The sequence below is a fragment of the Longibacter salinarum genome (genome assembly GCF_002554795.1).
Taxonomy (GTDB): domain Bacteria; phylum Bacteroidota; class Rhodothermia; order Rhodothermales; family Salinibacteraceae; genus Longibacter; species Longibacter salinarum.
In genome coordinates this window covers 632,211-644,557 of record NZ_PDEQ01000001.1, presented here as the reverse complement: position 1 = coordinate 644,557, position 12,347 = coordinate 632,211, and the positions used below count along the sequence as shown (strand labels likewise).

Annotated in this window: 9 protein-coding genes and 1 tRNA gene; 7 read left to right on the top strand and 3 right to left on the bottom strand. The window is 56.6% G+C overall.

The window, feature by feature from the left end; genetic code table 11:
- Positions 1 to 46: 46 nt before the first annotated feature.
- A complete protein-coding gene (locus tag CRI94_RS02615) occupies positions 47 to 493 on the bottom strand; it encodes a hypothetical protein (RefSeq protein ID WP_098074089.1) in 447 nt (148 codons plus the stop codon).
- Between the two features lie 692 nt (positions 494 to 1,185).
- On the opposite strand from CRI94_RS02615, the gene porD reads away from it, so the two are divergent.
- Together porD and CRI94_RS02605 are read left to right on the top strand one after the other, a co-directional pair.
- The gene (gene porD / locus CRI94_RS02610) at positions 1,186 to 2,070 is read left to right on the top strand and encodes a type IX secretion system protein PorD (protein WP_098074302.1); all 885 of its coding nucleotides are present in this window, start codon (positions 1,186 to 1,188) and stop codon (positions 2,068 to 2,070) included.
- Between the two features lie 432 nt (positions 2,071 to 2,502).
- Entirely contained in the window at positions 2,503 to 2,715 is a 213-nt protein-coding gene (locus tag CRI94_RS02605; protein WP_098074088.1) for a type II toxin-antitoxin system Phd/YefM family antitoxin, read from the top strand.
- 195 nt (positions 2,716 to 2,910) lie between these two features.
- Here the strand turns inward: CRI94_RS02605 and CRI94_RS02600 are convergent.
- Positions 2,911 to 2,997, bottom strand: a tRNA-Leu gene (locus tag CRI94_RS02600).
- Positions 2,998 to 3,290: 293 nt separating this feature from the next.
- On the opposite strand from CRI94_RS02600, the gene CRI94_RS02595 reads away from it, so the two are divergent.
- From CRI94_RS02595 to CRI94_RS02580, 4 genes are all read left to right on the top strand, one after another.
- Positions 3,291 to 5,486, top strand: coding sequence for a S46 family peptidase (locus CRI94_RS02595; protein ID WP_098074087.1), 2,196 nt, complete (start codon positions 3,291 to 3,293; stop codon positions 5,484 to 5,486).
- Positions 5,487 to 5,573: 87 nt separating this feature from the next.
- Entirely contained in the window at positions 5,574 to 7,799 is a 2,226-nt protein-coding gene (locus tag CRI94_RS02590; RefSeq protein ID WP_098074086.1) for a S46 family peptidase, read from the top strand.
- Positions 7,800 to 7,850: 51 nt separating this feature from the next.
- Entirely contained in the window at positions 7,851 to 8,183 is a 333-nt protein-coding gene (locus CRI94_RS02585; RefSeq protein WP_098074085.1) for an SCP2 sterol-binding domain-containing protein, read from the top strand.
- Between the two features lie 247 nt (positions 8,184 to 8,430).
- Positions 8,431 to 9,636, top strand: coding sequence for a lactate 2-monooxygenase (locus CRI94_RS02580; RefSeq protein WP_098074084.1), 1,206 nt, complete (start codon positions 8,431 to 8,433; stop codon positions 9,634 to 9,636).
- A 44-nt stretch (positions 9,637 to 9,680) separates the two neighbouring features.
- Here the strand turns inward: CRI94_RS02580 and CRI94_RS02575 are convergent, their stop codons facing one another.
- Positions 9,681 to 10,607 carry an alkaline phosphatase family protein gene (locus CRI94_RS02575; RefSeq protein WP_098074083.1) on the bottom strand — a complete coding sequence of 309 codons (927 nt, stop codon included), beginning with the start codon at positions 10,605 to 10,607 and terminating at the stop codon, positions 9,681 to 9,683.
- A gap of 423 nt (positions 10,608 to 11,030) precedes the next feature.
- Between CRI94_RS02575 and CRI94_RS02570 the strand changes: the two genes are divergently transcribed.
- Complete coding sequence (locus tag CRI94_RS02570) at positions 11,031 to 12,260, top strand: patatin-like phospholipase family protein (protein ID WP_218919343.1); 1,230 nt, start codon at positions 11,031 to 11,033, stop codon at positions 12,258 to 12,260.
- Positions 12,261 to 12,347: the final 87 nt, after the last annotated feature.

Here is a 12,347-nt window from a genome sequence, read left to right as displayed (position 1 = left end):
TGAGCAAATGCGGACCGGTTCATGAGTGTGAGCGACGTGACAGTGGCTACCAGCGGGCCGATAGCCCGGCGGCCGGTGACCAACCCAGTTCCGGATGTCTCTCGGCAGACATATCGACAGAAACAGGGCCCGTCTCGAGGCCGACGCCGACCGAGAACCGGGATGGGTGGCGAGCTGCACCGACCCGGACTGCAAACATCGACACGGGCCACACCTCAATCCCGCCGCGAAGGGACCAGGGGAAAGCAACGTCTTTGTACACGTCGCTGTAAACGTTGACTGACGACGTGGGACGGTAGTGCACTCCGACGGCGAGTGATCGCGGCAGCGGTCCACCGGCGATATCCGCGCCGGTCAGATTCCGGGCGGTTGCACCCATCGTGAGTGTTGCCAGGAGGGGGACCACGAGACCGGCCTGGACCGCAACAGCGTGTGCAGATTCATATTCTTCGACGTGCACGTGATGGTACCGCATCCCCATTCCGACGGACATGGAGCGAGATGTGCCAACAGATACTCGTCGAGCTGCGGCGAGGGAAAAGAAGGTTTCTCGATACGCTTCGAAGCCGTATGTACCCGCGCCAGCATGTATTACAGCTACAGGCAAAGGGACGCGTACGCTGAGCGACCCATGTCTGAGTTCAGCCAGACCGAACGGTTGGCGACCGAAAGCTGTCACAACGCTCTCTGTCCGTTCCGCGGCGACCGCAGGATTAATGTGAGCTCCTGTGTCGAATCGATCTGCGGTTGTGGCGAGCGATAAGGCTGAAGACCGCGCACTGCCAAACCGGCTCATCCCGGTCTGAGCATGAGAGGTACACGGAATTGATACGACGAGGAGGAGCAGAAGGGTACGAGCCACAACGATCACATTGGTCTATAAATATCATTTCATACATACATAAGTATAATAATAAATAAAGTGTAACACAATAAATTCCTCCGCTACTCGTTTAGATGTACGGTAGAGGACGGTGACCTCGCACGTTGTCGTTTGATGTTCAGGAGGTTGATCACGAGCGAGGGCGAAACCCGTATCTACCGGTACGGTTTGAGCCGACGAAGCGTCTTATTTCTCCGAAGTGCTATAGCAACGTGTCATTTCTTTCGAAGTCGATTCTGAATGTGGATCTATACGGAGCGCGGAGATCCGCTCGTGACAAGACCAGGCGTGCCGGTCGACGTGTGCTGCTAGGACTTGCGCTCATCTTGATTGCTTTATGTCTTCCGCGCGAAGCCCGGGCTCAGGAACTGAACTGCTCTGTGAACCTCGACATCTCACAGCTGTCTGGGTCGGACTATGACTATCTGCGCGATCTTGAGGGGCGCATACGCGAATATCTGAACGAGCGTCGCTGGACGGACGATCGATATCGCGCGTACGAGAGGATCGACTGCACCTTTCAGATCTTCGTCGAGCGAACGGTGGGCATACAGGAATTTACCGCTCAACTTGTCGTCGCTTCCCGTCGTCCCATTTATGATACAGCCCAAACGACGCCAACATTTCGCGTTAAAGATCAGTGGACGTTCGAGTTTTCACGCGGGCAATCTCTGCTCTTTGAACCGAATACATTTGATCCGTTGACGTCCGTTCTAGATTTCTATGCTTACATCATTCTGGGGTACGATTACGACACCTTTTCTCCGCTCGGAGGGACGACGTACTTCCGGGAGGCGCGCCGCATTGCAGACCTGGCAAATACCTCGAATGCTACCGGGTGGCAATCCCTCGGCAATGACCAAACAAGGACCGCTCTCATCTCGGAGTTGCTTCGGCCGCGCCTGCGCCGCCTCCGAGAGGTGAGCTACGCATATCATCTAGACGGGCTCGATCGCTTCGTCGAAAGCACAGAAGAGGCGCGAACAACGATCATGTCACAACTCGAAGTGCTTCAATCACTAACACAGGACGTGTCGCGGTCGTACGCTCTCGATGTCTTCTTTGCGACGAAGTTTGAAGAGTTTGCTGCTGTCTTTCGTGATTCTCGAATGAGCAGCGAGGCCTATTCCATTCTCACATCGATCGACCCGTCTCATTCATCGACATACAACGAGCTCGTTAACTGACGATCGGTCCTTCACACGCACCCACAAGTGGCCTGGGCGAGGGAGAGTGCGTCGGGGATTATGTATTCTTGTATACGGCAGTAGTAATATGTTCGTGTCGCTTTGCCCGTCAATCTTGAGAGCCGTTGAGGCGCGTTGAAGAGCGGTTTAACGTCTTGTTACAGAATATAAAGTCATTAACGTGCGCCAGATCGGGATAATGCGTGCATTAATGAAATCGACCCAAATCATATGAAAATATTTCAACGGCCCATTCTTTTGCGTAACAAGGCGTGCTGAATGGCGTCTACAACATGACGGTATTTACGCGAACCTGTACCGTGGAATCGAACATGGTTCCGCTTACTACGCCGGCAGTCTTTCCCACAGGGTTTGTCGACCGGTGCGGGACGCAACCGATCACTGAACGCACACAAACACAATGGGACTCCCATGTATCACACAGAAGGCGTAGACGCGATTGCGACCATCACTGAACTTCGGGCAGAGACTTCCGAACTGATCGACCATGTTCGGAAAACCAAGAACGGCATCCTGATCCAGAAAAATAACGAGCCGTACGCGGTTCTTATGGACTGGGAAGTGTATAAGAAAGTGAAGGATCGTGTCGATCTGACCTCTCTTAGCAGCGAGGTGACCGCGTAGCCAGAATTGTCCTACATTTCGGTGCCGACTCTCAGTCGACTTAAAAAGGAAGCCTCTACCGCAAGAGGCTTCCTTTTTTATGGATGTGTCCGACGAGGCAAGAGAGCCGGGACGTGCGCAAGAAAGAGAGAGGAAAAGAAAAAACGCCTCAGGCAGATCCGATCCCGGCTGCTTGAGGCGTTGATATATACGTCATGGTGCGAAAGGGGGGACTCGAACCCCCACGGGTTTAACCCCACTAGATCCTAAATCTAGCGCGTCTGCCAATTCCGCCACTTTCGCGTCGCGGGAGTGCCACAGAGACGACCGTCCCGGCAGCGCAGCACTCAATATCGTTTCACTATCCTTCGGGTTCCGGTCACGGACCGACGCGGTGCAGAGTTGATCATTTCACCACGAAACGCAGTAATAAACGAGGTGGTCAATTCAGAGGATGGCTGCAGATAGGCACACCAATCGATGTTGAATGCTACGATCGCGCAACACCGGACCGACTCTAGCGTTTCGGTGCGCAGTGTCTTCCCGAAGATGCGGTCATCACTTTGCTCAAATTCATCATCCACGCCTCGTCTGATATGGTTTCATCGCTTCGCGCCTACCGGAACGGACTTCTGCTGGCACTCCTTTTTGTCTTGGTCGCGCCCGGACTAACGGCTACAGCACAATCCGTCGACGTATTCGACCAGCGGATTCGTGCTGAGGTCGAGCGGGATACCGTTGAGGCTGGACGGTTTGATGACGGTCGGATGTGGACGTTTGACCATCCGCCACTCGATGATTTCGAAGAACGGTATGGGTTTCGCCCCGACCAACAGTGGTTGCGTCGGGCTCGCCTCGGTGCTCTGCGCATTCCAGGGTGCACGGCCTCGTTTGTCTCGGAAAATGGGTTGATCATGACGAATCATCACTGCGCGCGCAGCCATGCAGTGGATGTCGAGCGAGCAGGGGAGGATTTGCTTACCGACGGCTTCTACGCGGAGTCCGTCGATCAGGAGCGCAAGGCGCCAAACTTCTACGCCGAACAGCTCATCAACATCCGCGATGTCAGCGATCGAGTCGATCGTGCTCTCGATGCAGCCGAAACTGATGCCGAGCGTGAGTCGGCGCGGGAGGAGGTGTTTTCTGAAATCGCAGACGAGGTCACGGCAGAAGTCAGTCAAGGGGAGGCCGGCTACCGTACCCAAATCATCCCGCTGTACGATGGGGCGCTCCATTCGGCGTACACGTTTCGCCGCTACGAAGATGTCCGGCTCGCTTTCGTTCCAGAACTCCAATTGGGCTACTTCGGCGGAGACACCGACAACTTTACCTATCCGCGGTATGCGCTCGACATGGCGATATTTCGGGTTTATGAGGATGGGGAGCCCGTCCAGCCGGAGGTCCATTTCGAATGGAGCACAGAGGGGAGTCGCCCAGGCGAAGCAGTCTTTGTAGTCGGGAATCCCGGGAGCACGCTGAGGCTCGAAACGTTCAGCCAGTTGAGGTTTCGCCGCGACGTGACAGATGCATCCCTGCTTCACTTTTTGCAAACGCGTGTTGCCGCGCTGCAGCAGTACGTGGAGGAGACGCCGGATGCGCCCTCAGCCGTTAAAAACTCCATTTTCGGTTTGCAGAACGCATCCAAGTTGTATCGAGGGCGTGTAGAGGCGCTACGAGACGGCTACATCATGGCGCGAATCCATCAGGGAGAGCAAAACTTTGCGGATGCCCTCGCGGCAGACTCCTCGCTGCAGGCTCAGTACGGTGGACTCCTCGACAGCATGGCTCGTGTCCAAGAGCAGAAGCGTGAGCTGGCTCCGACGTATCAGGCGTTCCGGTTGGCAACCAATCCATCGTATTCGTCTGCGACGATCCGTCGCGCCATTGCCGCCCAACAGTATCTCGATCGCTCGGCGGCCGGGGGGAGCGGCGAGCAACTTGAGTCGCTTCGCCAGCAGGTCGTCGGGTCGAGTCAGCCGTCATCGCTGAACCGTCTCTTTCTGACCGCACGACTTGCTGACTTCCAGCGGTACTTCGGTGCGGATGATCCTGCTGTCGAACAGATTCTTCGCGGTCGATCTGCCGAGCAGGCAGCGCGCGAGATTTTGTCTGAATCTGTACTGTCTGACAGTACCTCCGCAGCACAGGCAATCCAGTCTGGTTCCCTCGCGGCAGACGACCCTGCGGTGGCGGCCATGGGCGCAGTGTATGATCGGTATCGCGATTTCCAGAGCGCCTGGGCCGGCCTGTCATCCCGCCAAGCCGACCTGGCAAAGCAACTCGGTCGGGCGCGCTTCGCAGTATACGGACATGACGTGCCCCCGGACGCTACCTTTTCGCTCCGTCTCGCGGATGGCGTGGTTCGCGATTACGAGTACAACGGTACCCGCGCACCTGCCTACACCACGTTCTTCGGGCTGTTTGAGCACTTTCACGCCCATGGGACGGATAGCGAATGGGATCTACCGGAACGCTGGCAGTCTCCGCCGGCCACATTCGACATGACAACACCCATGAACATGGTGTCGACCAATGACATTACGGGTGGAAATTCCGGCTCACCCGTTCTCAACAAGCAGCTCAAGGTCGTTGGGCTTGCATTCGATGGTAACATCGAAAGCCTGTCTGGAGACTTTATCTTCCTGCCGGAGCGCGGCACACGCACCGTTTCCGTGGATGTCCGCGGGATGCTTGAGGCGCTCGATGAAATCTACGATGCCGACCGTCTGGTTCACGAGGTCACCGGTCGCGGCTTTGTGAAAACGGAGGCGGCCGCACCCGAAGGTCCGTAATTTCTAGCCTTTCAGCCCGGTCACGATGCCGTAGATCCAAACCCGCTGCTACGTATTTACTCTGTGCTCTCCAGTTCAATGCCCACCATGCGACGTTTTTTCTTTTCCGGTATCGCGCTTCTCCTGGCCGCGACGCTGATTGTTGGATGTAGTCCCTCTCGGGAAACGGCGACGGTTGCGACTGTCACCGAAGAGGCCCCGTCGACGGAAACACCACCGCCGGAGCCCGAGCCCGTGACGGTCATTCCGACTGGGTTCGATACGGTCAAGGCGCAGCGATTCGATCGCGGTAAGATGTGGACGTTCGAAAGCGCGCCTGTCGACTATTTCGAGAATGAGTACGATTTTCGCCCCGACGAGGCGTGGTTTCGAAAAGCCCGGCTGGGAGCACTACGGATTCCAGGGTGCTCGGCGTCGTTTGTCTCTGCTCATGGATTGGTGATGACGAACCATCACTGCGGGCGCGAGAGTGTGTCGCAGGTCAGCAAGGAAGGGGAGGGGTTGCTCGACGATGGGTTTTACGCATCGTCGCTTTCGGATGAGCGGAAGGTGCCTGACTTTTACGTCGAGCAGTTGGTCGAGATTGAGGACGTGACCGAGAAGGTGAATCGCCGACTTCAGGCCGACAACGATACGAGGGGGCGAAATCGAGACCAGCAGATCCAGCAGATGCAGGAAGAGATGACGCAGGCGGCCAAGCGTCGCAACGAGGATCTATCGGTTGAGATTGTGTCGCTTTACAGCGGAGCACGCTATTCGGCCTATACCTACGAACGATTCGAGGATGTACGCCTCGTGATGGCGCCGGAGCTGAGTCTCGGCTTCTTCGGGGGGGCACCGGACAACTTTACGTATCCACGCTATACGCTCGACGTCACCTTTTTCCGCGTATACAACGACAACGGCGAGCCCCTAACGCCGAAGCAGCATTTCTCCTGGGATGTGGATGGCAGCAACGAAGGCGATCCTGTTTTCGTCGTTGGAAATCCGGGATCGACAAGCCGGCTCTCGACCGTTTCGCAGCTGAAGTTCACCCGGGATCACTCTCTTCCAGGTCAGCTTGACGTGCTTGCGACGCGCGCGAAGATTCTGGAGCCCTACATTGAAGCGAATCCGGAAAAGGCAGACGAGTACGGCTTGAGAAATACGTACTTTTCGATTGATAACTCGGTCAAAAACTACCGAGGCCAGCTTCGGGGGCTGCGGGATCCGTATCTCATCGCACGACGGGCGAAGGCGGAAAAGGCTCTGCAGGATTCGATTATGGCGGTCGACTCCCTTCAGACGAAGTATGGCGATGTCCTGGAAGAGATTGAGCAGCTACAGCGCTCCAAGCGAGTGGCTGCAGAGAAGAACAACGCTTTCGCAGCGTTTAGCGCCACCTCGATCGGCTCCAGGATCCTCACGCGCGCCGTATACGGATACTTCTACGATACGCTCAAACGGAGAGGGGCGGCGGCAGATCGCCTGGAGGGCATTCGCGAGGATGCACTTGAGATTCAGGACTGGCCGGTGGAGGTCGAGCAACCCTTTATCGAAGCCCGGCTGCGGGAAATTCGCTCAGCGTTTGGGGCGAATGATCCGACCGTCCGAAAAATCATGGCGGATCGTACCCCGGAAGACATTGCTGAATCGCTGGTTCAGAACAGCGCGCTGATGGATTCGGCGAAATATGTCCAGATCCTCGACAAGTCCTTTCTATCGAGCGATGATCCTGCGGTTGAGTTGATCGATGCGATCGCCCCGCTATTCTTTACGATCAATCAGCAGATGTCGGACTTCAATGCAAGCGAGGAGACGCTGAACGGTCGTCTCGCGCGAGCGCGCTTCGCTGTCGTGGGGCGAGACATTCCCCCAGATGCGACATTTACTCTGCGAATCGCGGATGGGCGCGTGGCGAGTTACGAGTATAACGGTACGCGTGCGCACGCCTACACCAACTTCTACGGGCTCTATGACCATTATTACTCGTATGGGGATCGCAACTGGAGTTTGCCTGAGCGTTGGGTGAATCGACCGGAAGACCTGGATTTGGAGACGCCACTCAACCTCGTCTCGACCAACGACATCACGGGCGGAAACTCCGGATCCCCGCTATTGAACAAGGATCTCGAGGTTGTCGGCCTGGTCTTCGACAGCAACATCGAGGCTCTGCCGAACGAGTTTCTATACACGACAGAAAAAGCACGAGCTATTTCGGTCGACGCGCGGGGCATACTTGAGGCCCTTCGCGATATCTACGAGGCCGATCGGATTGTAACTGAACTCGTCGAGGGGCGGCTTGATACGCCCAATTCCCAGGCCGCGAACTAACGTTCGCCTGAATGTCGTTCACTACGTCCGTCGTTCATCTCATCGCTTCTTATGTCGTTCGAATCCATCCCAGAAGTCATCGCATCGTATCCGGAACGGTTTAAGCCAGAGGAAGCAAAGGGTACGGATGCTGTTGTGCAACTCGACATTACCGGAGAAGGAGGAGGTACGTATCAGCTCGTCATTCAGGACGGGAATCTCGATATCCTTGAAGGAGAGCAGGAAGTCCCGACGCTGACGGCGACAGTCGCCGCAGAGGACTGGCTTCGTGTAAACAATGGTGAAGTTTCTCCCATGACGCTACTGATGCAAGGGAAGCTGAAGTTCAGCGGGTCGTTGCCGATGGCGCTAAAATTCCGGTCGATGTTCGAAACGTACGCGTGAGACGACCCGTGCGCGTTGACCGCATCTCCGGTGAATGTGTCCCGGCGGGAAACGAGGGCGCGGAGATTATCCTCTGGGAAGACACCGTGTATGAGCCTCCACGTGCAGTGCGCATTCGAGCCATGTAGTACGAAAAGCCGTGGGGAGTACGCTCTTAGACACTTCACCGAACACGTTCGTAGTCTCATCGCAGCGGTACGATGAGACACGCACTGAAACATCTCTTCGACGAGTCGACAGTAGCGCCATGAGTGACCGGGTCAGTAGTAGCTCCGTTGGAATGGAGCGGCAGATTGAGATCTACATGAATGGGCTACAGGGGAAGGCGCCCGACCTCCCCGTCGATCCCGATCGATTGCGCATCGCTGCGCGTGAGGTTCTCGACGACCGCGCCTGGGGGTACCTGGATGGTGGGGCGGGCTCTGGAGACACGATGTCTGCGAACCGGGCCGCGTTCAGGCGATGGAGGTTACGGCCTCGCATGTTGCAAGGAGTCGAGGATCGCGATCTGCACGTCCAGGTGTTGGGGTCCACGATCCGTGCACCAATGATGTTCGCACCGATCGGTGTCTTATCGATCATCCATCCGGCCGCTGAGGTGGCCGTCGCCGAAGCTGCATCGACACTGAACCTACCGCTGGTCCTCAGCACGGCCGCGTCTCGCTCGATGGAAGAGGTGGCGGACGCGCAGGGGGATGGCGCACGGTGGTTTCAGTTATACTGGGGCAAGAATGACGACGTGACGGCCAGCATGGTCGAGCGAGCCGAAGCGAGTGGGTACAGCGCCATCGTGGTTACGCTGGATACGACGGTTCTCTCATGGCGTGACCGTGATCTTGAGAATGGCTATTTGCCATTTTTGGAAGGGGAGGGACTCGGAAATTATTTCAGCGATCCAGCCTTTCGGCGTGCGCTCGACGAGCCGCCCGAGGAAAATCCCACGCAGGCCATCCTGTATTTCGCCAGCATGTTCTCCAATCCGGCACTGACCTGGGACGACCTCCAGTGGCTGCGCGACCTCACCGATCTGCCGATTGTACTCAAGGGCATTCTGGATCCGCAGGATGCCAAACGAGCGGCGGAAGCCAGGGTGGACGGAATCATCGTGTCCAACCATGGCGGGCGACAGGTGGACGGAGCTATTGCCGCGCTCGATGCATTGCCCGTGGTTGCCGATGCCGTGGGCGACCAGATCGAGGTCTTTTTCGATAGCGGGATTCGTCGAGGAAGCGATATCCTGAAAGCTCTGGCACTCGGTGCTCGCGCCGTCCTCGTCGGACGTCCTTACTGCCACGGGCTTGCTATCGCGGGGGCAGATGGCGCTAGCGAGATGATGCTCAACCTGTTGTCGGATCTCGATCTGACGCTGGGCCTCACCGGTTGCAGCTCCATTGACGATGTCACCCGAGATCTGCTACTTCGTGCGGATGCTGAGGGCGGCGTCGAGATCTGACCTTCGTAGAATCGCCGGATGTAAGGGCGATGCGGAGCACGAGATTACGCCGTCTCCGTTGCGAAAAGTCGGAGGATGGCGGGGGTCACATCCGTGAGGGACTGGACGTTCTCAAATGCATGTGCACCACGCCCCAGTGCGATGAATGGTACGGGATAACGCGTGTGCTGCTTTTGACTCAGATCCTCGATATTGCCGTGATCACTCGTGATGACGAGGCATTCCTTTGCGGGGTCGAGCCGGTCGAGTACCCGCCACAAAAAGTCATTAACGTTGGCAAGAATGCTTTCAGCCGACTCGTCCAGTCGCCCATGACCAGCTTTGTCTGTCAAATAGTACTCGAACAAGGTTAGGCGATGCTTTCGGTGAAGGCGTACCAGGTTGTCTGCAGCCTGCGTAGCTGTGATCGGAGCGATATTGGCTGTGGGGTCGGGCCACCCAGATCCGGAAATGTTTGCTGCGACCGCATCACCGGTTTGGAGTTCGTTCGTCCCTCGAAGATCTAGACCGGTTTCTATCGCCGAAAAGGTCGTCACGGTCCAGCGACCACGCCCGTTTACCCATTCAAAGAACCGCTCCGGGTACGCGTTAGCAAAGGTCGAAGCGCTTGACTGATTGTCTATTGGGTCAACCTCAGACTCCATTCGCTGGAAAATATTCAGCTTCCTCAACACATCGTGTGTAGCAGAGTGGGGGAAGGGGCCGAAGTGGCGTCCAACACGTTCGGCACAGTTTACGCCCGTAAACAGAGTTGCCTGTCCCGTACCGCTTTGGGGCAAGCCCTCTACGCCCAGTGTTGCATCGATCGGTTTTACGACGTGCTGCTTCGTGTGAACGGAGCGCAGAGGAGCCGTCCACGATTGGTCGCTGGCCAATCGTTCGAGTGCGGGCCATGTATGCGCCGCTAGGGGATTGTTCAGCGTTGGTGGCCCGATGCCAACACCATCCAGAAAAATGAAAAGAACGTTCATGTAGAGTCGTGGCACGTCAGCGGATGCATTTGGTACATCAGATCACGTAGGATTGACCGTTCGCGTTCCTCCGTCTTGACCGTTACACTTTGACAACCTGTGAGGCGAATGGATCGCCGAAAAATAAGTGCGAACGTTCAAGTCTGTTCGCAGACGCGACGGTGATCGTTTGGCACGGACGCAGAAGATACAGTACGTGAATTCAATCACGCCTATTGTTACGAGTAAAGCTTGTTGCGAGTATAGCGAGGACCGACCGTTGGGAGGTCTGACCCTTTGGGAAGTTGAAGGCTGTCCGCCAAACAGGTTCTGAAGCGGTTATCGAGAAACGATGCGACCGACCTGTTTTACGAACTCCGTTATTGAGCACACAACGTGAATCCTCTTTTCCGCCAGATCAAAGACTTTTTCTATCCGCCACCTGTGACGCCTACGTTGGCTCTGATGTTGAGCGGGGGCGGAGCGCGATCTGCATTTCAGGCGGGTGTTCTTCGGTACATCTCTGAGGCATTTCCTGGTGTAAACTTTCCGGTTCTAACCGGCATCTCCGCAGGCGCCATCAACACCGCACAGATTGCGAACCACGTGGGCCCGCTCGATGAAGCGGCTGAGCGGTTAGAAGATTCCTGGCGAGACCTGGATGTGGAGGACGTGTTCGAGGTGGAGTCCGGCCTCAGCATATTGTGGAGCCTGCTGTGGAATCAGCGAGACAAGCCCGAAAGCGCCAGCGTCAGTCCAGAAGCGATCCGGCGTCAGCACGGGCTCCTGGACACGACGCCGCTGTGGCATTTCCTGAGCGAGAAGCTGGGAGCGAATGAAGGGATTCTCGATGGTGTGAGCGAAAATTTGCGCCAGGGGAGACTACGAGCAGCCGCTGTTATCACGACAAACTATACGACGGGGCAGACCGTCACGTGGGTGCAGGGGCAAGACTTCGATGTGTGGGAGCGCCCGAATCGAATCAGCATCCATGCGGAGCTGACGGTCGATCACGTGATGGCATCCACCTCACTGCCGCTTGTTTTTCCGGCCGTCCAAATCGGAGACTCCTGGTACGGGGATGGAGGAATTCGGCTTTCAGCGCCGCTTGCGCCGGCCGTGCACCTTGGGGCCGATCGAATTCTGGCGATTTCGAACCACTACCCGCGAAGCCGAGCCGAGGCGGATGCGCCCTCAGTGATCGGGTATCCACCGACGGCACAGATTATCGGTCTCCTTATGAACGCGATCTTTGCCGATACGCTTGACCAAGATGCCTACACGTTAGAGCGGGTCAATCGGCTGGTGAATGAACTGCCCCGACACCGACGGATGGGCATGCGTGAAATTCAGCTCTTGCGCTTGCGCCCGTCTGTCGATCTCGCACAGCTTGCGTATGAGTACAAAGATCAGTTGCCCGCGTCTGTCCGCTTTCTGACGAGTGGCCTTGGTGCGAGCGAAACGCGGAGTCCAGACTGGATGAGCGTACTGCTCTTTCTGCCCGACTACATCGACCGACTGATGGATATCGGTTATCACGACGCAAAGGCCCAGCACGACGAGCTTGAGCACTTTTTTTCTGGGATTCCGACATCTACACTCTCGCAAGACTCGACACAGGACGACGATGAGGAGGAGATTCCTGTGCTCGAAGAAATAGGCGAAGATAGGTAACCAGGCATCAGGGGGGCATACCCTACTGTAAATCTTGCGACTGCTTTCGTGCGAATCCGCGATCGGATGTTCGGGTCGATTCGCACC